Source organism: Xanthobacter lutulentifluminis (assembly GCF_043194675.2).
Classification (GTDB): domain Bacteria; phylum Pseudomonadota; class Alphaproteobacteria; order Rhizobiales; family Xanthobacteraceae; genus Xanthobacter.
Genome location: NZ_CM195525.1, coordinates 3,801,098 through 3,822,128 on the forward strand (window position 1 = coordinate 3,801,098; position 21,031 = coordinate 3,822,128).

Genomic DNA, 21,031 nt, shown 5'->3' on the forward strand with positions numbered 1-21,031 from the left:
GGGCGTCGATGACGCGCGCCCGCAGGAGGGCGGCCGATGCTGATCCAGATCCTCAACGGGCTCGTCTACGGCGGCCTGCTCTACATCCTGTCGGTCGGCCTGGTGCTGATCTTCGGACTGCGGCGCGTGGTCAACTTCGCGCACGGCGCCCTGTTCATGGTGGGGGCCTATGTGGGCTACGCCGCCAACATGGTGCTCGGCTTCTGGGGCGCGGTGGCGGCCTCCGTGCTGGTGCTCTCGGTGCTGGGCGTGGCGCTCGACCGCTTCGTGTTCCGCCCGCTCCAGAAGGAAGACCCCATGGTCACGGTGCTCGTGACCTTCGGCATCCTCCTGGTGCTGGAGGACGTGGTGCGCACCATCTGGGGCCGCGACCTCCTGAGCTTTCCCACGCCCTCAGCGTTCTCGGGCACCGTGGCGCTGGGCGATGCGAGCTTCCCGGTCTACCGCCTGGTGGTGGTGGGGGTGGCGGTGCTGGTGGCGGCGGGGCTCAGCTTCTGGCTCAGGACGAGCCGGGCCGGCCTCCATGTCCGCGCCTCCAGCGTCGATCCCCTCACCACCGGCATGCAGGGCGTGGACACCGAGCGCCTGAGCGCGCTGGTGGTGGCGCTGGGCTCGGCGCTGGCAGGCCTGTCGGGCGTCATCGCCGCGCCGCTGCTGGCGCTCTCGCCCTCCATGGGCTCGTCGATCCTGATCGAGAGCTTCATCGTGGTGGTGACGGGCGGCCTCGGCTCCTTCACCGGCGCCTTCGTGGCGGCGCTCATCATCGGGCAACTGCACAATCTCGGCGTGGTCTACCTCCCGCACATCGCCTCCATGATCCCGCTCATCCTCATGGTCGCGGTCCTGATCTGGCGCCCGAACGGCATCGTGAGGACCTGAGCCATGAGCGAGACCTCCAACCTCTCCGCCCCGCTGGTGGCGGCCCCGGTGGCGCGGCGCGACATCGCCTTCCCGGTGGTGCTGGCGCTGGTCGCTGTGGCGGGGGCGCTGGTGCCCGGCCACATCGGCTCGGCGCTGCTCCTCACCCTGCTTACCCAGGCCACCATCGGCGCGGTGCTGGCCACATCGGTCGGCTTCCTCATCCGCCAGAACGGGCTGGTGAGCTTCGGCCACGCGGCGTTCTTCGGCGGCGCCGCCTATCTCGTGGCGCTGGCGGCCCAGAGCGGCATCGTCTCGGCGGAAGCGGCGATCGTCGCCGCCGTGCTGGTGCCCACCGTGATCGCCTTCGCCATCGCCTTCGTGATGCTGCGGGTGTCGGGCGTCGCCTTCTCCATGCTCACCCTCGCGGTGGCCGAGGCGCTGCACGAGCTGATGATGCGCTGGCGCGAGCTCGCCAACGGCGAGGACGGCCTGCCGGTGCGCCTGCCGAGCGCGCTGTTCGGCCTGCCGGTCTCCACCTTCCAGCGGCCCGAGACCATGTTCGTGGTGTGCTGGATCGTGCTGATGGTGATCCTCGCGGGGCTGTGGCTGCTGTCGCGCAGCCATCTCGGCACGCTCTCCCTCGCCATCCAGGACAATGAGGAGCGCGCGCGCTTCATCGGCTACGAGACGCTGCTGCCGCGCGCCATCGTGTTCGCCCTGTCGGCGGGCATGGCGGCCATGGGGGGCGTGCTGTTCGCGCTCTACAACGGCTTCGTCACGCCGGACGTGCTGCACTGGAGCCTCTCGGGCGAGGCGCTGGTGATGGCCATCATCGGCGGCGCGCGCACCCTGTGGGGGCCGGCGCTGGGCGCGGTGGTGTTCTTCTTCCTGCGCGATGCCGCCGGCAGCTACACCGAGCACTGGCAGGCGCTGATCGGCATCGTGCTCATCACCGTCACCGTGGCCCTGCCCACCGGCGTCTCCGGCGCCCTGCACCTCCTCGTCCATCGCATCCGGGGAGGCCGGCATGGCTGAGACCCTGAGCCTCGAGGCGCGCGGCCTCACCCGCCGGTACGGCGGCTTCACCGCCCTGCGCGACGTGTCCATATCGCTGGCCCGGGGGGAGATCCGCGGGCTCATCGGCTCCAACGGCGCCGGCAAGTCCACCTGCATGGACGTGCTGTCGGGCAGGGCGCGCGGCACCGGCTCCTCCGGCACGGTGCTGCTGGAGGGGCGCGACATCAGCGCCCTCAACGAGCGTGCCCGCCGCCACGCCGGGCTCGCCCGCTCGTTCCAGAAGACCAACATCTTCCCCGAGCTCACCGTGCGCCGGCAGATCGCGCTCGCCGCCCGCAAGGCCGAGGTGGACAACACCGAGGACGTGCTGCGCGAGCTCAACCTCCTGCCCCATGCCGAGCGCCGCGCGGCCGACATCTCCTACGGCGACCAGCGGCGGGTGGACCTCGCGCTGGCGCTGGTGGGCCGGCCGAAGGTGCTGCTGCTGGACGAGCCGGCGGCGGGGCTGACCATGGGCGAGTCCCTCGCGCTCGCCCACATGCTGCGCGACCTCGCCGAGCGCTGGCGCCTCACCGTGCTCATCGTCGAGCACGACATGGAAGTCATCTTCTCCATCTGCGCCCGGGTCACCGTGCTGCACCTCGGCCAGATCCTGGCCGACGGCACGCCGAACGAGGTGCGCGCCAACACGGACGTGGTGAAGGCCTATCTGGGGAGCGCCGCCGCATGACCCTGCTCGATCTCCAGAAGGTGGACGCCGGCTACGGCCCGGCGCGGGTGCTGCACGACGTCTCGCTGCAGGTGTCGGCGGGCGAGCGGGTGGCCATCCTCGGCCGCAACGGCGTGGGCAAGACCACGGTGGTGAACACCCTCGTCGGCGTCGCCACGCGGCGCTCCGGGACGGTGGCCTTCAAGGGCCGGGCGGTGTCGGACATCCGCGCCTACTCGGCCGCCCGGGCGGGACTTGCCATCGTGCCGCAGGGCCGGCGCATCGTGCCGGCGCTGACCGTGCGCGAGAACCTCATCCTCGGCGCCGCGCCCGGCCGTCCGGGGCCGTGGCACCTTGAGGCGGTGTTCGCCATGTTCCCGATCCTGCGCGAGCGGGCGGACACGCCGGGAACCGCCATGAGCGGCGGCCAGCAGCAGATGCTCGCCATCGGCCGCGCGCTGATGGCCAATCCCGATCTCCTGATCCTGGACGAGCCCAGCGAGGGCCTCGCCCCGGTGGTGGTGGACGAGCTGGGCGAGACCCTCGCCAAGCTCGCCCGCGCCGGCACCTCGATCCTGCTGATCGAGCAGAACCTCGGCCTCGTGCGCACGGTGGCCGAGCGATACTACGTGCTCTCCAAGGGCGCGGTGGTGGAGGAGGGGCAGCTCTCCGGCCTCTCCATGGAAACGCTGAAGAAGCACGTCGCGGTGTGAGCCGCGCGGACGCGCCCGCTTGGGCGCGCGGACCCGTTCAAAACAAGCACAACAGGACCGGGAGGAAACGATGTTGGTCAACAGGCGTGTATTGCTGGCCGCCACGGGTTTCGCCGCGCTCGCCCTGGGCGGGCCCGCCACCGCGGCCGAGAAGGAGCCGCTGCTGATCGGCGTGCCCACCGCGCTCACCGGGCCCTACGGGGACCTCGGCGAGCAGGCGCGCCGCGCGGTGCTGCTGGCGGTGGACGAGGCCAACGCCGCCGGCGGCGTGGACGGCCGCAAGGTGGAGGTCCGCTTCCTCGACACCCAGGCCAAGGCCGAGGCCGCGCGCCAGCAGGCCGAGAAGCTGGTGCTCTCCGGCTACAGGATCCTCACCGGCGCCATCGCCTCCGGCGAGGCGCTGGCCATCGCGCCGCAGCTGGAGCGCTGGGACGCCATGTATGTGGCGACCATCAACAAGGCCGACGAGATCACCGGAAAATCCTGCAATCGCCGGCTGTTCCGCGTGAACCATCCGGACTATTCGGACGCCGCCGTGGTGCGCCCGTGGCTGGCCACCCGCAAGGAGGGGAAGTGGGCCATCATGGCCTCCGACACCGCCTGGGGCCGCAACTCCGCCGCCAGCTTCACCAAAGCCGCCGAGGCCACCGGCAAGAGCGTGGTGACGGAAGGCTTCGCCAGCCTCGGCAGCAACGATTTCGCGCCCTACATCCAGAAGATCGCCGATTCCGGCGCGCAGGGGCTGTGGGTGGCGCTCGCCGGCCGCGACGCCATCAACTTCGCCACCCAGGCCAAGCAGTTCGGCCTGCTCGGCAAGGTGACGACGGCGGGCGTCAGCTTCGTCACCGACAATACGGCGAAGACCCTCGGCGACACCGCCAAGGGCATCCTCGGCGTCATCAACTACAGCTCCACCTTCGAGTCGCCGCAGAACAAGGCGTTCGTGGCGGCGTGGGAGAAGAAGTATCCGGGCACGACGCCCTCCAACTTCGAGGGCGAGACCTACATCGGCATGCAGGTCATCTTCCAGGCGGTGAAGAAGGCCGGCAGCGTGAAGCCGGCCGACGTGAGCGCCGCCGTGGAGGGCGCCACGTTCGACACGGTGTTCGGCACCGCGCTGATGCGCAAGGAGGACCACCAGCTGGTGGTGCCCAACTTCTTCGGCGACGTGGTGGAGGTGAACGGCCAGCCGAAGCCGGTGATCACCATGGTGGTCTCGGCCGCGGAGGCGATGCCCGCGCCCGACGCCAACTGCAAGATGTGACGCGGCGCCCCCATCCCCTCATCCGGGCCGCCGCGCAGCAGCGGCGGCCCGCCCTTCCCGGGAGATTTGCGTGAACTCAATCGACCTCAACGGGCGCACTGCCGTGGTGACGGGCGGGGCAGGCGGCATCGGCCGGGCCATCGCCGAGCGGCTGCTTGCTTCCGGCTGCCGCGTCAGCATCTGGGATCTCAACGTCACGGCGGGCGAGCGCGACGGCTTCGTGTTCCAGCAGGTGGACGTGATCGACGAGGCGGCGGTGGCGGCTGCCGCGGCCCGCGCCGAGGAGGTGCTCGGCGGCATCGACATCCTCGTCAACAACGCCGGCATCACCGGACCGACGGAGCTGCTGGAGCGCTACGACTACGCGGCGTGGAAGCGCACGGTCACGGTCAATCTCGACAGCGTGTTCCTGTGCAGCCGCGCGGTCATCGCCGGCATGCGGGCGCGGGCCTACGGGCGCATCGTCAACATCGCCTCGGTGGCGGGCAAGGAGGCCAACCCCACCATGGCCGCCTATTCGGCGGCGAAGGCGGGCGTGATCGGCCTCACCAAGGCGCTCGGGCGGGAGCTGGCGGAGACGGGCATCCTGGTCAATTGCGTCACGCCGGGCCTGATCGGCACCGAGCTCCTGAAGCAGATGTCGCCGGAGGCGGTCGCCGCCTCGCGCAGCAAGATCCCGGTGAACCGCGTGGGCGAGCCGAAGGAGGTGGCGGCCATGGTGGCCTGGCTGTGCTCCTCGGAGTGCAGCTTCACCACCGGCGCCGCGTTCGACATCTCCGGCGGGCGCGCCTCCTACTGACGCTCGCGGCTGCGCCCGCGGCAAAGCGGGCGCGCCGCCAAGAACAGGCGCCGGAAACGGCGCCGGAACCTGCGAAAAATCCTTGTCGCTCATCTGAAGAAACCGGCTTCGCTAATTGACACGTATACTGATAAACAGTATACGTTCTAAATAAGAGTTGTGAGACGCTGCGGGCCCCGGGGGTCCGCCGGGGCCATCCCGATGCCGGCGATCCGGCCCGGCCTCCGTCCAGCACCACCACGCCGAAACGCACCGACGGAACCGGCCGGACCGCGGCCACCCAACCGTCGCCGAACAGGGAGGTTCAGCCAGATGTCGATGATGACTCATGGAGACGTGGCCAACGCCATGCAGCCGGACGACACGCCCGCCCTGCGTGCCCTCTACGAGCGCTTCGATGCGGAGCACATCAAGCCGCTGTGGACCCAGCTCGACGACCTGATGCCCATGCATCCCGCGCCGCGCGCGGTGCCCCATGTGTGGAAGTGGTCGGCGCTGCTGCCGCTGGCGCAGGAATCCGGCCGGCTCGTCCCGGTCGGGCGCGGCGGCGAGCGGCGCGCGCTGGGCCTCGCCAATCCCGGCCTCGGCGGCCGGCCCTATGTGAGCCCGACCCTGTGGGCCGCCATCCAGTATCTCGGCCCGCGCGAGACCGCGCCCGAGCATCGCCACGCCCAGAACGCCTTCCGCTTCGTGATCGAGGGCGAGGGCGTGTGGACGGTGGTGGACGGCGATCCGGTGCGCATGAGCCGGGGCGATTTCCTGCTCACGCCCGGCTGGTGCTTCCACGGCCACCACAACGACACCGACCAGCCCATGGCCTGGATCGACGGCCTCGACATCCCGTTCTCCCACCAGAACGACGTGGGCTTCTTCGAGTTCGGCTCCGAGCGCGTCACCGATTACGCGACGCCCCGCTTCTCGCGCGGTGAGCGGCTGTGGGCGCACCCCGGGCTGCGGCCGCTCTCCGGGCTGAAGGAGACCGTCTCCTCGCCCATCGGCGCCTATCGCTGGGAGCACACCGACCGCGCCCTCACCGAGCAGCTGCTGCTGGAGGAGGAGGGCCAGCCCGCCACCGTGGAGCAGGGCCATGCCGCCGTGCGCTACGTGAACCCCACCAACGGCGGCGACGTGCTGCCCACCATGCGGGCCGAGTTCCACCGCCTGCGCGCCGGCACCGTCACGCCGCCGCGCCGCGAGGTGGGCTCCACCGTGTTCCAGGTGTTCTCCGGCCGCGGCGGCGCGGTGATCGGCGGGCAGGAGCACGCGCTCGAGGTGGGCGACCTGTTCGTCATCCCCTCGTGGGTGCCGTGGTCGCTGTGGGCCGAGGACCAGTTCGACCTGTTCCGCTTCTCCGACGCGCCCATCATGGAGCGGCTGCACTTCGCCCGCGCCAGCGTCGATCAGGGGGAAAGGTGAGCGGCGCGGCCGAGGCCGAGGCGCGCGCGGCGCTGCGCGCGCGTCAGGGGCCGGGCGCGCGTTACGATGCGCCCCTGGCCCCCGCGTGCGAGCTCGCCCTCGCGCGCCGCGGCACGGCCTATTTCGCCCGGGTGCTGAACGGATTGCCCGACGAGGCGTTCGCCGCGCCCTCCCGCCTGCCGGGCTGGACGCGGGCCCGCGTCATCGCCCACGTCGGCTACGGCGCGCGGGCGCTCGCCCGGGTGGTGGAGAGCGTGCGCACCGGCGCCGACCTGCCCATGTACGAGAGCGAGGCGGCCCGCGCCGCCGAGCTCGATCTCGGCGCCAGCCTGCCGCCGCGCGCGCTGCGCAACCTGTTCCGCCATGCGGCGGTGCATCTCGACGTGGAGTGGCGCGACCTGTCCGACGCCGGATGGGACGGCGCGGGCCGCGGCCGCAATGGCGCGCCGCTCGCCGTGCGCGCCACCCCCTGGCTGCGGGCGCGCGAGGTGTGGCTGCATGCGGTCGATCTCGATGGCGGCGGCTCGGTGCGGGACTTCCCGCCGGAGCTGCTCGACCGGCTGCTGGCGGAGCTTGCGGCCGAGGCCGGCCTCCCGCTCGCGCCGGTGGCGACCGACCGGGCCGCCGACCCGCCTGCTGCCGCCGTTTCCGCGCCGGGCGCCACCGTGTCCGGACGCGCCGCCGATCTCGTGCGCTGGCTCGCCGGCCGGGGCGCCGGGCGCCTGTCCGGCGACCTGCCCGCGATGCCGCTTCCCCGGGACGAGGGCTAGGCCGCCCCGCCCCGTCCCGAACCGACCCGACACTTCCGCTCCGCACCTCGGAGGACGACCTTGACCGACCTTGCCACCCTCGAGCCCTCTACCCTGATCTTTCCCCGCGCCGAGCTGCCGGCCGTGCCGGTGCGCGGCCAGCGCGGGGAGTATCCCGTGCACCGCATCTTCTGCGTCGGCCGCAATTATGCGGACCACGCCAAGGAAATGGGCGTCGAGGTGGATCGCGAGGCGCCGTTCTACTTCACCAAGTCGCCGCTGACGCTGGTGCATACGGGCGCAAGCCTTCCCTATCCGCCCGGCACCGAGAATTATCACTATGAGATGGAGCTGGTGGTCGCCATCGGCGCGCCCGCCTTCCAGGTGAGCGTCGCCGACGCGCCGCGCGCCGTCTTCGGCTATGCCGCCGGCCTCGACATGACCCGCCGCGACCTGCAGCTCGCGGCCCGCGCCAAGCAGCGGCCGTGGGATCTCGGCAAGGACTTCGAGCAGTCGGCGGTGATCGCGCCCATCACCCCGGCGGCGGACTTCGCCATCGCCGACCAGCAGATCCGCCTGAGCGTGAACGGCGCGGAGAAGCAGAACGGGCGGCTGTCCGACCTCATCTGGTCGGTGCCGGAGCTCGTCAGCCACCTCTCGCGCTTCTACCACCTCGCGCCCGGCGACCTCATCTACACCGGCACCCCCGCCGGCGTCGGCCCAGTGGTGGCCGGCGACGCGATCCTCGGCGCCATCGACGGGCTCGCCCCGGTCGAATTGACCATCGGGGCGGCGCAATGACCTTCCACGGCTATTTCCGCTCCTCGGCCGCCTATCGCTGCCGCATCGCCTTCAACCTGAAGGGCATCGCGCCGCCGCTCGTGCCGGTGCACCTGCGGCGCGGCGAGCAGCGCGCGGACGCCTATCTGGCGCTCAATCCGCAGGGGCTGGTGCCGGCGCTGGAGACGCAGGAGGGCGCGCTCACCCAGTCGCTCGCCATCATCGAGTGGCTGGACGAGACCCATCCCGAGCCGCCGCTGCTGCCGGCGGGCGCCGCCGCCCGGGCGCGGGCGCGGGCGTTCGCCCTCGCCATCTGCTGCGACATCCACCCGCTGCAGAACCTGCGCGTGCTCGCCTATCTGAAATCCACGTTCGGCGCCGATCAGGCGGCGCTCGACGCCTGGTGCCGGCGCTGGATCGGCGACGGGCTCGCCGCCTGCGAGGCGCTGCTCGCCCGCGAGCCAGCGGCGCCCTTCGCCTTCGGCGAGCGGCCCGGCCTCGCCGAGATCTGCCTGATCCCGCAGATGTTCTCCGCCGACCGGTTCGGCGTGGACGTGTCCGGCCTGCCCCGCCTGCGCGCCCTGCGCGCCGCCTGCGAGGCGCTGCCGGCCTTCGCCGATGCCCATCCCGCGCGCCAGCCGGACGCCGAGGCGGCCTGAAGAAGCCGCCGCTGCCGCACGCCACCAAGACAGCCCATGCCGAAAGGGAGCCTCATGTCCGACACCCATTCCATCCTCGTCGCCGGCGGCGGCATCGGCGGCCTTGCCGCCGCGCTCGGCCTCGCCAAGCACGGGCTTCGCGTCACGGTGCTCGAACGGGCGCCGGTGCTGGGCGAGATCGGCGCCGGCATCCAGCTGGGGCCGAACGCCTTCCACTGCTTCGACTGGCTCGGCGTGGGCGACCAGGCCCGCGCCATGGCGGTCTACATCGACAGCCTGCGCCTCATGGATGCCATGAGCGGCGAGGAGCTGACGCGCATCCCGCTGGATGATGCCTTCCGCGCCCGGTTCCGCAACCCCTACGGCGTGATCCACCGCGGCGACCTGCACGGCGTGCTGCTGGCGGCGGCGCGGGCGCATCCCCTGGTGGAGCTGCGCACCAGCGCCGAGGTGGTGGACTACGAGCAGGACGGCACCAGCGTCACCGCCATGCTCTCCAACGGCGAGCGCGTGCGCGGCACGGCGCTGGTGGGCGCCGACGGGCTGTGGTCCAACGTGCGCAAGAAGGTGGTGGGCGACGGCAAGCCGCGCGTCTCCGGCCACACCACCTATCGCTCCGTGATCCCCACCGAGCTGATGCCGGAAGACCTGCGCTGGAACGCGGCGACCCTGTGGGCCGGTCCCAAGTGCCACATCGTCCATTACCCGCTGTCGGGCTGGAAGGTGTTCAACCTCGTCGTCACCTACCACAACGACGCGCCCGAGCCGGTCGCCGGCCAGCCGGTGACGGCGGACGAGGTGCGGCGCGGCTTCGAGCACGTGAACGAGCGGGCGCGCCGGATCATCGACCACGGCCGCGACTGGAAGCTGTGGGTGCTGTGCGACCGCGAGCCGGTGACCAACTGGCAGGATGGCCGCGTGGTGCTGCTGGGCGATGCCGCCCACCCCATGCTGCAGTATTTCGCGCAAGGGGCCTGCATGGCCATGGAGGATGCGGTGGGCCTCGCCAACGCCTGCGCCGCCACCAGCGACATCGAGGCCGCCTTCCGCACCTACCAGGACCAGCGGCGCCTGCGCACCGCGCGGGTGCAGCTCCAGTCGCGCTGGATCGGCGAGCACATCTACCATCCGGCCGACGGCCATGCCGACCTGCGCAACGCCGTGATCCGCTCCAAGTCGCCGGAGGACTGGTACCGCTCGGTGGAATGGCTGTACGGCGGCTCCGGCATCGCGGCCTCGTTCGGCGCCGAGGGCAAGGGCACCCCGCCTGCGGTCGCCTCCGCGCCGCTGGCGCCGGCGGTGGCCTGAGCGGCCGGGGCGAGCACGCATCGACGATCAGAAGAAGGCATGGACACACATGCCGCAACCGGGAGGAAAGACATGCTCAAGAAACTGAAGGCCCTTCTGGCCGGCTGCGCGGTGCTCGCGGCCGTGCCGGCCCATGCCGAGTTCACCGGCGGGGTGGTGCGCATCGGCGTCCTCAACGACCAGTCGGGCATCTATGCGGACATGGCCGGGCCGGGCTCGGTGGAGGCGGCGCGGATCGCCGTCGAGGAGTTCGGCGGAAAGGTCGGCGGCGTGCCGGTGGAGGTGGTGTTCGGCGACCACCAGAACAAGCCGGACGTGGGCCTCAACATCGCCCGCCAGTGGCTCGACGTGGGCGGCGTCGACATGATCGCGGATCTCACCAACTCGTCCATCGCCCTCGCGGTCGCGAGCCTGGTGAAGGACAAGAACAAGGTGGCGATGATCTCGTCGTCCAACAGCAACCGCCTCACCGGCGATGCCTGCTCGCCGAACCACGTGCAGTGGACGCTGGACAATTACAGCCTCGCCAAGAGCACCGGCTCGGCGGTGGTGAAATCCGGCGGCAAGACGTGGTTCTTCATCACCGCCGACTACGCCTTCGGCCACGACATGGAGCGCGAGGCCGGGCAGATCGTGAAGGCGGCCGGCGGCACCGTGCTGGGGCAGGTGCGCCATCCGCTGAACACCGCGGACCTGTCCTCGTTCCTGGTGCAGGCGCAGGGCTCGGGCGCGACGGTGATCGCCCTCGCCAACGCCGGCAGCGATTTCACCAGCTCGGTGAAGCAGGCGGCGGAGTTCGGCATCACCCAGAGCGGCAAGAGCCTCGCCGGCCTCGCGGTGTATCTCACCGACGTGCGCTCGCTCGGCCTCCAGGCGGGGCAGGGGCTCTATCTCAGCGAGCCGTTCTACTGGGACCTGAACGACAATACCCGCGCCTTCGCGAAGAAGTTCGCCGAGCGCCGGGGCGGGGCCATGCCCACCGCCTATCAGGCCGGCGTCTATTCCAGCGTGCTGCACTATCTCAAGGCGGTGGCGGCGGTGAACGGCGACAGCGACGGGCGCGCCGTCGTCGCCAAGATGAAGGAGCTGCCGACGGAGGATCTCGCCTATGGCAAGGGCTATGTGCGCGTCGACGGGCGCAAGATCCATCCCATGTACCTGTTCCGCGTGAAGGCGCCGGCCCAGTCGAAGGGGCCGTGGGACCTGTACGAGAAGGTCGCCGAGACCCCCGGCGAGCAGGCCTTCAAGCCGCTGGCGGACGGCGGCTGCAACCTCGCCACCCAGAACTGACCCGGCGCCGCCGGCGGCCGCCCCTCCGGGCGCCGCTGCCGGCGCGCCCCCATCGCGGCCCCTGAGCAGGAGTATCGGCGCATGATCGTCGAGGAGCGCATCTACGTCCTCCACACCCATGTCAACGTGAAGGAATATCTTGAGATCTATTCGACCGAGGGGCTGCCGGCGCAGATCGAGATCCTCGGCGGCTTCCTCGGTTACTTCACCAGCGAGATCGGCACCCTCAACCAGCTGGTGCACCTGTGGGGCTACAGCGATCTGGAGGACCGCCGCAAGCGGCGCGAGACGCTCGCGGCGCATCCCGGATGGCAGGGCTGCCTGAAGAAGATCCGCCCCATGATCATGACCATGGAGAACCGGATCCTGATCCCCACCGCCTTCTCGCCCCTCGGCAACTGAGCCGCCGGGGCGCCGGAGCGGAGCGAGGGCCCGCCGCCGGTCGCCGCCTCAGGCCGTCGCCGCGCTCCGCGGCGGCGCGGCGGGGGCGGCGTCGCCGGTCCAGTCGCAGCGCTCCAGCCAGGCGTGGATGGCGGCGAGCGCCTCCGGCTCGTCGAGGAACGGGGTGTGGCCCCGGTCCGCCACCTCGGCGCGGATCATGTCGGGGCGCCGCGCCGCCATGGCGTCGGCGGCCGCCTTGCCCAGCACGTCGGAGTTGGCGCCGCGGATCAGCGCCAGCGGAATGCCGGCGCAGGCATCGAACAGCGGCCAGGCATCCGTGGCCGGAGCCGCCAGCGCCTTCTGGAAGGCGGTGCGCAGCTCGGGATCATAAGGCAGCGTCACGCCGTGCTCGGTCTGGACATAGCGGCGGATGGTGTCCTCCTCCCAGCGCAGCTCCGGCACGTTGTGGAAGCCCGGCATGGCCTGCTCCATGCGGTCGGCGATCTCCTCCAGCGTGTCCACCGCCGGCAGGATGCCGATATAGGCGCCGATGCGCTCCAGCCCGGCGCGTTCCATCACCGGGCCCACGTCGTTGAGGCAGAGACCCGCCACCCGCTCGTGGGCGGTCATCGCCATGAGCATGCCGAGGATGCCGCCGCGCGAGGAGCCGATGATCGCGGCCCGCTGGATGCCCAGGTGATCGAGCAGGGCGAGGGCGTCCCTGCACTCCTGCACGGCGGTGTAGGTGTCGGCCCCGGTCCAGTCGGATTCGCCCCGGCCGCGGCTGTCGAGCCGGATGAGCCGCACCTCCTTCAGGTGCCGGGCCATATAGTCGAAGTCGCGCCCGTTGCGGGTGAAGCCGGCAAGCGCCAGCAGCGGCGCGCCGGCGCCGCTGTCCGAGTAGGCGAGGCTGGCGCCGTCCTGTGTCTGAAACCTGTTCTTGATCATGCTGTCCCCGGGTCGCCCGGATCGTCCGGCTTGTCTCCATCCCTGTGCGACTTAACCGGAAAACCGCCCCGCAGGCCAGCCGGCACGCATGACGCGCCGGCCCGCGGAGGGGCACCGCGCGACGGCCTCCCGACGGGCGCCGCCGCCGGGGCGGATCAGTAGGCCTCCGGCACGTACATCTCGGGCGGGACCGGCTGGCGGTAATAGTCCGGGTTGCGGACCCGCTCCGGCAGCACGATGTCGGGGCGCGGCACGGTCTCGTAGGGGATCTGGCCGAGCAGGTGCGCGATGCAGTTGAGCCGGGCGCGCTTCTTGTCCACCGCCTGCACCACCCACCAGGGCGCGTCCGGCGTGTGGGTGCGCTCCAGCATGTCCTCCTTGGCCTTGGTGTACTCCTCCCAGTGGACCCGGCTCTGCAGGTCCATGGGCGAGAGCTTCCACTGCTTCATCGGGTCCTGGATGCGCATGTTGAAGCGGAACTCCTGCTCCTCGTCGGTGATCGAGAACCAGTATTTGATGAGGATGATGCCCGAGCGCACCAGCATCCGCTCGAAATCCGGCACAGAACGGAAGAATTCCTCCAGCTCGTCCGGCGTGCAGAAGCCCATGACGCGCTCCACGCCGGCGCGATTGTACCAGCTGCGGTCGAACAGCACGATCTCGCCGCCGGCCGGCAGGTGCGGCACGTAGCGCTGGAAGTACCACTGGCTGCGCTCGCGCTCGGTGGGCGCGGGCAGGGCGACGACGCGGCAGACCCGCGGATTGAGCCGCTGCGTCACCCGCTTGATGGCGCCGCCCTTGCCGGCGGAATCGCGCCCCTCGAACAGCACGGCGACCTTGAGCTTCTTGTGCTGCACCCAGTCCTGCAGGCGGATCAGCTCGTGCTGCAGGCGGAACAGCTCGCGGAAATAGACCCGGCGCTCGATCGTGGGCGTGCCGGGCTCGCCCATTCCGGCCGCGACCAGCTCATCCAGATAGTCCTCGTCCAGCTGGGTCTCCAGCTCCTCGTCGTAGCTGTCGGCGATCTCGGCCCGGATCCGGTCGAACGGGTCGTTGCTGTGGTCGGTCATGTGCTGGCTCCTGATCCGCCCGCGTCGGGGGGAGACTGGTCCGGGTGGACGGCCGCGCCGGCCGCGCGCGACGCCCCCGCGCCGGGGGAGCCGGTGCGTCGCCCGCCGGGGCGCCTGGGTGTCGTGCGTTCCCTCACCGGAGCGTCCCTCTGGTTCGCGGCCTGCCCGACACGTCCGCCAGGACCGGCCGGAGCGCGCGCCCGTGCCGGCCCGTGCCCCCGGGGCGCGGGGAACGGGCCTGCTCCTGCGTTTCCGCATGGGTTGGCGCACGGCTCTCGGCAAACGCTAGCAGAGCCGTATGTCCGCATTGCTACAGGGCGCGGGGCGTTACCGGGATGGGCGCGCGCGGGCGGGCCGGCAACGCTGGGGTCATCCGCGCTCTGCTCCATTCCACCGCGCGCGGGTCGGCCGCGGGGCCGCCCTCGCCTGCGATGCCACCGATGCCGTTCCCCGCAGGCGCGCGGGTCCGTCCGTCCGGCGAGGGCCGGCCTGCGGCGCCCGCGGGCTCGTATCCCGCCGGCCGCGACCAGGCGCCGACGGCGGGAGGGGCTGGGCAGGCGTGTCCGGAAATGACGGGTCAGTGTCATTTGAGCCAAGCCCAGCTGCCGGCATGATCCGCCCATCGAAGCACGGCGCCGTACCCAGGGCGCCGGAGCGGCCGCGGGCGCGGACGCACCAGGAGCGGGCACATGCAGATCACGGGCAACACCATCTTCATCACCGGCGGCACCTCCGGCATCGGCCAGGGCCTCGCCGAGGCGTTCCACCGGCGGGGCAACAAGGTCATCGTCGCCGGCCGCCGCAGGGCGCTGCTGGACGAGGTGGCCGCCGCCAATCCCGGCATCGACGGCGTCGAACTCGATATCGCCGATCCTGCCGATATCGGGCGCGTCGCACAGCATCTGATTACCGCCTATCCGGACCTGAACGTGCTCATCAACAATGCCGGCATCATGCCGTTCGACGATGCGGGTTCCACCATCGACGACGCCGTGACCCGCCGCATCATCGACACCAACCTGCTCGGGCCGATCCGCCTGACCTCGGCGCTGATCGCCCATCTGCGGGCCCAGCCGCGCGCCACCATCGTCCACAACACCTCGATCCTGGCCTATGTGCCGCTGGCCTCCACCGCGGTCTATTCCGCCAGCAAGGCGGCGCTGCATTCCTATGCCCTGTCCCAGCGCTTCCAGCTGCGCGACACCAATGTGCGGGTGCAGGAGATCGCCCCGCCGTGGGTGGACACCGACCTCATCCGCAAGAGCGGCGATCCCCGCGCCATGCCGCTGGACGCCTTCATTGCCAAGACCATGGCTGGCCTCGCGACCGATGCGGAAGAGGTGGTGGTCGAGGAGGTGTCGGCCCTGCGCGACAACCCCGGCAGCGGCGAGCACGCGCTGGTCAACGGCTTCAACGCGCAGCTCGTGGCCGAGCCGATCCCGGTCTGACCGCAAGCCCGGAGCCGGCGGCTCAGGCGCAGCCGGCGGCGCGTAAGGCAATGCTTTCGCGGGAGAATGTCCTCCGCGCTCCCGGACGGGCATCGTCGCCGCCGGCACTCCGGTGGCGGCGGGGTCGTCCCGTTCGGGAGGCGGAGGCCCGCGCGGGCTGTCGGCGGAGGCCGAGGGGGGGACGGGGGTTGATCGGGCGGCGGGAGCCCGCGCCGCAGCCGGATTGCCCGGTGCGTGTGCGGTGCACGACGCAATTTTGCGCGTGCTCACATCTTGAGCGTTTCCGTCGGGAGGGCTAGCCTCCGTTCCGCAAGGCCTGCACGGGGGACAGTATGGCTGCGGAGAAGGCGCGGAAAGAAACCATCGGCGCCGTGCGGCGTACCTTCGCGCCCTGGGCCGATCCCACGCAGACGCCGCTGATCCGGTTCGAGAACGTGGTCAAGCGCTTCGGCGACTTCACCGCCGTGAACAATGTCAGCCTCGACATCTACGAGCGCGAGTTCTTCGCCCTGCTGGGTCCGTCCGGCTGCGGCAAGACCACGCTGATGCGCATGCTCGCCGGATTCGAGGAGCCGACCGAGGGGCGCGTCACCCTGGCCGGGCATGACCTCGCCGGCGTGCCGCCCTACCGGCGGCCGGTGAACATGATGTTCCAGTCCTACGCCCTGTTCCCGCACATGAGCGTGGCCGACAACATCGCCTTCGGCCTCAAGCAGGACAAGATGTCCAAGGGCGACATCGACGCCCGCGTGGCCGAGATGCTGGAGCTGGTGAAGCTGGAGAAGTTCGCCAAGCGCAAGCCGCACCAGCTCTCCGGCGGCCAGCGCCAGCGCGTCGCGCTCGCCCGCTCGCTGGCCAAGCGGCCCAAGGTGCTGCTGCTGGACGAGCCGCTGGGCGCGCTCGACAAGAAGCTGCGCGAGGAGACGCAGTTCGAGCTCATGGACCTGCAGATGAGCCTCGGCATGACCTTCCTGATCGTGACCCACGACCAGGAGGAGGCCATGACGGTGGCCGACCGCATCGCCGTCATGAACCACGGCGTGCTGGTGCAGGTGGCCCCGCCGGCCGTCATCTACGAGCAGCCGGCCACCCGCTACATCGCCGACTTCATCGGCGAGGTGAACCTGCTGGAAGGCACCGTGACCGCCGCCTCCCACGAGGAGACCCGCCTGTCCTCCACCATCACCCCGCATCCGCTGGTGGTTGCGCAGGGCACCGAGGCCAAGCCGGGCGACACCGCCTGCCTCGCCATCCGCCCCGAGAAGCTGCGAATCTCGCTCGATGCGCCGCCGGAGATGGCGCAGAACTGCCTCGAGGGCACCATCTGGGACATCGGCTATCTCGGCGACCTCTCCATCTACCATGTGGAGCTCGCCTGCGGCACGCGGGTGAAGGTCTCGCAGCCGAACCTGTCGCGCCTCGTGGAGCGGCCCATCAGCTGGGAGGACAAGGTGTGGGTGACGTTCGCGCCCCACGCCGGCGTCCTCCTGACCCGCTGAGGAGGCGCCAATGCCCATGGCCGGGGAAAAAGGACGGGGCCGCTGGCTGGTGATCGCGGTTCCCTATCTGTGGTTGCTGGCGCTGTTCCTGGCGCCCTTCCTCATCGTGTTCAAGATCTCTCTGTCGCAGGACGTGGTGGCCCAGCCGCCGTACGAGCCGCAGCTCGACCTGTCGCAGGGCTGGTCCGGATTCGTGGACTTCGTGTCCCGCCTGTCCTTCTCCAACTACGCCTATGTTCTGGATTTTTCTAACGAATTCATCCAGGCGTACGGCTCCAGCCTGGTCATCGCCTCCATCTCCACGATCCTGCTGCTGCTGGTCGGCTACCCCATCGCCTACGGCATGGCCCGCGCGCCGCGCTCCCTGCAGCCGACGCTGCTGATGCTGGTGATCCTGCCGTTCTGGACCTCCTTCCTCATCCGCGTCTATGCGTGGATCGGCATCCTCTCGCCCGAGGGCCTGCTGAACCAGGGGCTGATGGCTTTGGGGGTGATCAACGAGCCGCTGGAGATCCTCAACACCAACCTCGCGGTCTATATCGGCATCGTCTATTCCTACCTGCCGTTCATGGTGCTGCCGCTCTACTCGGCGCTGGAGAAGCTCGATCTGACGCTGCTCGAGGCCGCGGCCGACCTCGGCTGCCCGCCCACCAAGGCGTTCTGGAAGATCACCTTCCCGCTCTCGCTGCCCGGCGTCGCCGCCGGCGCGCTCCTGTGCTTCATCCCGGCGGTGGGCGAGTTCGTGATCCCCGACCTGCTCGGCGGCTCCGACACCATGATGATCGGCAAGTCGCTGTGGACGGAATTCACCGTCAACCGGTCGTGGAGCGTGTCCTCCGCGGTGGCGGTGCTGCTGCTGCTGGTGCTGGTGGTGCCCATCGTCATCTACCAGAACATCCAGCAGCGCGAGCTGGAGGCCGGCAGATGAGGAAGGGGCTCACCTGGTTCAACGTCACCTCCATCGCGCTGGGGTTCGCCTTCCTCTACATCCCCATCCTGCTGCTGGTGATCTACTCGTTCAACGCGTCCCGGCTGGTGACGGTGTGGGCCGGCTTCTCCACCCAGTGGTACTGGTCGCTGCTTGAGAACGAGCAACTGCTCGATGCCGCCTGGGTGACGCTGCGCATCGCCTTCTGCTCCGCCCTGGTGGCCACCGTGCTCGGCACCATGGCGGCGCTGGCGCTGACCCGCTACGGACGGTTCGCCGGGCGCACCGTGTTCTCCGGCATGATCTACGCGCCCCTCGTCATGCCGGAGGTGATCACCGGCCTGTCGCTGCTGCTGCTGTTCGTGGCGGTGAACTTCGATCGCGGCTTCTGGACCGTGCTGCTGGCGCACATCACCTTCACCATGTGCTTCGTGGCGGTGGTGGTGCAATCGCGCCTCGTCACCTTCGACCGCACGCTGGAGGAGGCGGCGCTCGACCTCGGGTGCCCGCCGTTGCAGACCTTCTTCAAGATCACCCTGCCGCTGATCCTGCCGGCGGTGATTTCCGGCTTCATGCTGGCCTTCACCCTGTCGCTGGACGATCTCGTCATCGCCAGCTTCACCACCGGACCCGGCGCCACCACCTTGCCGATGCGCATCTATTCCCAGGTGCGCCTCGGCGTGACGCCGGAGATCAACGCGGTCTGCACCATCCTCATCGCCATCGTGACCGTGGTGGTCATCATCGCCTCCATCCTCACCAAGCGGGCGGAAAGCATGCGCGAGGCGGAGGAGCGGGCGGCCATGCAGGGGTGAGCCGGCAGGGGTGAGCCGGCAGCTGTGAGGCTTCAGCGGGCAGCCGGCGGGGGCGACGGCGCAGGATGACGGCAGCGAGCGCTGGCTCGCGCCGCACGGCGCGGTGTGGATAGGACAGGCGCTCCGCTGCCCGGTCGCCGTATCGCCGGCCGGCCCCGGCGGCCGGCGTGGCAACTGCCAGCGCGGGCGGGCGGCCCCTTGCCGCCAAATCCGTGTTTCCGGAACGCGCTGAAATGCTCTAGAGCAGGGGCGCCGCGCGCGGCTTCCCGCAGCGTCGGCACAATCGCCGCACTTCCGACAGGCTGGAGGGCATGAAGTACCGCTCGGACATCAGCGGCCTGCGGGCGCTGGCGGTCGTTCCCGTCGTGCTGTTCCATGCCGACCCGCGCCTCATGCCCGGCGGCTATGTGGGCGTGGACGTCTTCTTCGTCATCTCCGGCTACCTCATCACCTCGGTCATCGCCGAGGAGATGAGATCCGGCCACTTCAGCCTGCTGCGCTTCTATGACCGGCGGGTGCGGCGCATCCTGCCCGCCTATGTGCTGGTGGCGCTGGCGACCCTTGTCGCGGCGCTGGTGCTCTATCCGCCGGGGATGCTGGAGGCCTACGGGCGCTCGCTCTCGGCTGCCTCCACCTTTCTCGCCAACCGGCATTTCCTCGCCACCACCGTTTATTTCGCGCCGAGCCCGTACGAGCACCTGCTGCTGCACACCTGGTCGCTGGCCATTGAGGAGCAGTTCTATCTGTTCTGGCCGCTGCTGCTGGTGGCGCTGTTCCATCCGCGGCTGGCGAAGGCGCGTGGCTTCGTGCTGCTGGCGCTGGCGCTGGTCTCGCTCTGGCTCGCGACGAAGAACGCCATCGATCGTCCCGAGCGCGCCTTCTACAATTTCTCCGGCCGGGCGTTCGAGCTGCTCATCGGCGCCATGCTGGCGCTGGGCCATGCCCCGCGCATCTCCTCGCAAAGGGCGGCGGAAATGTGCGCCGGCCTCGGCGTGGCGCTGATCCTAGTGGCCTGCCTCCTGTTCACGGAGCAGACCATCTTCCCCGGCGCTACCGCTCTGGTGCCCACGCTCGGCGCGGCGCTGGTGCTGGTGGCGGGGGAGGAGGGGCGGCGCACCTTCGCCGGGCGGCTCCTGTCCCTGCCGCCATTGGCCTTCACCGGCCTCATCTCCTACTCGCTCTACCTGTGGCACTGGCCGGTGTTCTCGCTCTACCGGCTGTTCGTGGATGCGGACCCCGGTCCCGTCCAGCTCGTGCTGGTGACGGCGGGCATCTATGCCCTCTCCGCCGCCTCATGGCGCTATGTGGAGGCGCCGTTCCGCCGCACCCGGCCGTCCACGAAGGGCGAGGAGGCGCGGACGGTGGCCGCGGGCGTCGCCGCCCTCGTGCTTCTCTTCGGCGCCGGCAGCGCGCTCGCCGCGCTCCACGGCCTGCCGGGTCGCGCCAGCCCCGAGGCGCTCGCCGCCGAGGCGGCGCTGAAGCAGCGCTGGGCCGGCGGTCCGCGCTGCCTGCTCGGCCCCAACCGCTTCGAGCCCGTGTCCGGCTGCCGCTTCGGCGATACGGCATCTGGCGCGCCGGCGGTGGCACTGTTCGGCGATTCCTTCGCCAACCATCACATGGTGACGCTGGATGCGGTGGCGAAGGAGGCCGGCCTCGGCCTCGTCCAGCTCACCAAGGCCGGCTGCGCGCCCGGCGTGCCCGAGCCGCCACGCGCGCTCGCAACAGCCGAGGCGCGGGCCTGCAACCGCTTCCGCGCGGCGGCGCTGGACTCCATCCTTGCCGATCCCTCCATTCGCGCGGTGGTGATGGCGGGCAACTGGGTGCAGATGGCGGACCCCGCCGGCGCCATGCCGGGCGTGAAGGCGGCGGTGGAGCGCATCCTGGCCTCCGGGCGCGCGGTGGTGCTGGTGACACCGCCGGTCATCTTCGCCAACGGCGGGGGGCGCTGCGTGATGCGCCGGCGCTTCGTCGGCCTGCCGGACGACGGCTGCGCGGTCCCTGCCGCGCCCAGTCCCGCGGCCGCGACGGTGGAGGGGGCGCTGACGGCGATGGCGCAGGGCGCGACGCGGGTGCGGCTCGTCTCCGTTCGTCCCACCCAGTGCGGGCCGGACCTGTGCCGCGCCGCCATCGACGGCGCCATCGCGCTGGTCGACAGCGGCCATCTCAGCTTCGCCGGATCGCGGGCGCTGACGGGCGACTTCCGCGCCGCCTTCGCCGCGCTCGGCCTGATGAGCGCCGCCGGCAACTGAGCGCACAGGCGTCATTGCGGCACAGTCGCTGCGGACGTGCATCCCTCGGTCGCCGCGGGGCCGGACCGGTGAAGCACTGACGCCCGGCGCACGATCCGCCAACCGAGCGCCCGCGGACCGGCGCCCAC

At 70.8% G+C, this 21,031-nt stretch carries 20 protein-coding genes; 18 read left to right on the top strand and 2 right to left on the bottom strand.

What is annotated here, in order from left to right; genetic code table 11:
• Window positions 1–36: 36 nt before the first annotated feature.
• From V5F49_RS17445 to V5F49_RS17505, 13 genes are all read left to right on the top strand, one after another.
• Window positions 37–879 carry a branched-chain amino acid ABC transporter permease gene (locus tag V5F49_RS17445; RefSeq protein WP_394116809.1) on the top strand — a complete coding sequence of 281 codons (843 nt, stop codon included), beginning with the start codon at window positions 37–39 and terminating at the stop codon, window positions 877–879.
• A gap of 3 nt (window positions 880–882) precedes the next feature.
• Window positions 883–1,896, top strand: coding sequence for a branched-chain amino acid ABC transporter permease (locus tag V5F49_RS17450; RefSeq protein WP_394116810.1), 1,014 nt, complete (start codon window positions 883–885; stop codon window positions 1,894–1,896).
• On the top strand, window positions 1,889–2,608 hold the full coding sequence (locus V5F49_RS17455) for an ABC transporter ATP-binding protein (protein WP_394116811.1): 720 nt from the start codon (window positions 1,889–1,891) through the stop codon (window positions 2,606–2,608). Before V5F49_RS17450 ends, V5F49_RS17455 begins: the two co-directional genes overlap by 8 nt.
• Window positions 2,605–3,300, top strand: a complete 696-nt coding sequence (locus tag V5F49_RS17460) for an ABC transporter ATP-binding protein (protein WP_394116812.1) — start codon at window positions 2,605–2,607, stop codon at window positions 3,298–3,300. Before V5F49_RS17455 ends, V5F49_RS17460 begins: the two co-directional genes overlap by 4 nt.
• 70 nt (window positions 3,301–3,370) lie before the next feature.
• On the top strand, window positions 3,371–4,564 hold the full coding sequence (locus V5F49_RS17465) for an ABC transporter substrate-binding protein (RefSeq protein WP_394116813.1): 1,194 nt from the start codon (window positions 3,371–3,373) through the stop codon (window positions 4,562–4,564).
• Window positions 4,565–4,634: 70 nt separating this feature from the next.
• On the top strand, window positions 4,635–5,363 hold the full coding sequence (locus V5F49_RS17470) for an SDR family oxidoreductase (RefSeq protein WP_394116814.1): 729 nt from the start codon (window positions 4,635–4,637) through the stop codon (window positions 5,361–5,363).
• 312 nt (window positions 5,364–5,675) lie between these two features.
• Window positions 5,676–6,779, top strand: coding sequence for a cupin domain-containing protein (locus tag V5F49_RS17475; protein ID WP_394116815.1), 1,104 nt, complete (start codon window positions 5,676–5,678; stop codon window positions 6,777–6,779).
• The gene (locus V5F49_RS17480; RefSeq protein ID WP_394116816.1) at window positions 6,776–7,549 is read left to right on the top strand and encodes a maleylpyruvate isomerase family mycothiol-dependent enzyme; all 774 of its coding nucleotides are present in this window, start codon (window positions 6,776–6,778) and stop codon (window positions 7,547–7,549) included. Before V5F49_RS17475 ends, V5F49_RS17480 begins: the two co-directional genes overlap by 4 nt.
• Window positions 7,550–7,609: 60 nt before the next feature.
• Window positions 7,610–8,329: a fumarylacetoacetate hydrolase family protein gene (locus V5F49_RS17485; protein WP_394116817.1), complete on the top strand. Its 720-nt coding sequence runs from the start codon at window positions 7,610–7,612 to the stop codon at window positions 8,327–8,329.
• Window positions 8,326–8,967, top strand: a complete 642-nt coding sequence (gene maiA, locus V5F49_RS17490; protein WP_394116818.1) for a maleylacetoacetate isomerase — start codon at window positions 8,326–8,328, stop codon at window positions 8,965–8,967. Before V5F49_RS17485 ends, maiA begins: the two co-directional genes overlap by 4 nt.
• Before the next feature lie 54 nt (window positions 8,968–9,021).
• Window positions 9,022–10,275, top strand: coding sequence for a 3-hydroxybenzoate 6-monooxygenase (locus V5F49_RS17495; RefSeq protein ID WP_394116819.1), 1,254 nt, complete (start codon window positions 9,022–9,024; stop codon window positions 10,273–10,275).
• A 72-nt stretch (window positions 10,276–10,347) separates the two neighbouring features.
• On the top strand, window positions 10,348–11,565 hold the full coding sequence (locus tag V5F49_RS17500; protein ID WP_394116820.1) for an ABC transporter substrate-binding protein: 1,218 nt from the start codon (window positions 10,348–10,350) through the stop codon (window positions 11,563–11,565).
• A gap of 81 nt (window positions 11,566–11,646) precedes the next feature.
• Window positions 11,647–11,967, top strand: coding sequence for an NIPSNAP family protein (locus tag V5F49_RS17505; protein WP_394116821.1), 321 nt, complete (start codon window positions 11,647–11,649; stop codon window positions 11,965–11,967).
• A gap of 48 nt (window positions 11,968–12,015) precedes the next feature.
• Here the strand turns inward: V5F49_RS17505 and V5F49_RS17510 are convergent, their stop codons facing one another.
• The gene (locus V5F49_RS17510; RefSeq protein ID WP_394116822.1) at window positions 12,016–12,894 is read right to left on the bottom strand and encodes an alpha/beta fold hydrolase; all 879 of its coding nucleotides are present in this window, start codon (window positions 12,892–12,894) and stop codon (window positions 12,016–12,018) included.
• Between the two features lie 155 nt (window positions 12,895–13,049).
• A complete protein-coding gene (gene ppk2, locus V5F49_RS17515) occupies window positions 13,050–13,964 on the bottom strand; it encodes a polyphosphate kinase 2 (RefSeq protein ID WP_394116823.1) in 915 nt (304 codons plus the stop codon).
• Between the two features lie 689 nt (window positions 13,965–14,653).
• Here ppk2 and V5F49_RS17520 point away from each other — a divergent pair.
• The 5 genes from V5F49_RS17520 to V5F49_RS17540 all read left to right on the top strand — a co-directional run bounded on the left by V5F49_RS17520 (window position 14,654) and on the right by V5F49_RS17540 (window position 20,903).
• A complete protein-coding gene (locus V5F49_RS17520; RefSeq protein ID WP_394116824.1) occupies window positions 14,654–15,412 on the top strand; it encodes an SDR family oxidoreductase in 759 nt (252 codons plus the stop codon).
• Window positions 15,413–15,744: 332 nt separating this feature from the next.
• A complete protein-coding gene (locus tag V5F49_RS17525) occupies window positions 15,745–16,911 on the top strand; it encodes an ABC transporter ATP-binding protein (RefSeq protein ID WP_394116825.1) in 1,167 nt (388 codons plus the stop codon).
• A 10-nt stretch (window positions 16,912–16,921) separates the two neighbouring features.
• The gene (locus tag V5F49_RS17530; protein WP_394116826.1) at window positions 16,922–17,839 is read left to right on the top strand and encodes an ABC transporter permease; all 918 of its coding nucleotides are present in this window, start codon (window positions 16,922–16,924) and stop codon (window positions 17,837–17,839) included.
• Window positions 17,836–18,654: an ABC transporter permease gene (locus tag V5F49_RS17535; RefSeq protein WP_394116827.1), complete on the top strand. Its 819-nt coding sequence runs from the start codon at window positions 17,836–17,838 to the stop codon at window positions 18,652–18,654. Before V5F49_RS17530 ends, V5F49_RS17535 begins: the two co-directional genes overlap by 4 nt.
• 311 nt (window positions 18,655–18,965) lie before the next feature.
• On the top strand, window positions 18,966–20,903 hold the full coding sequence (locus V5F49_RS17540; RefSeq protein WP_394116828.1) for an acyltransferase family protein: 1,938 nt from the start codon (window positions 18,966–18,968) through the stop codon (window positions 20,901–20,903).
• Window positions 20,904–21,031: the final 128 nt, after the last annotated feature.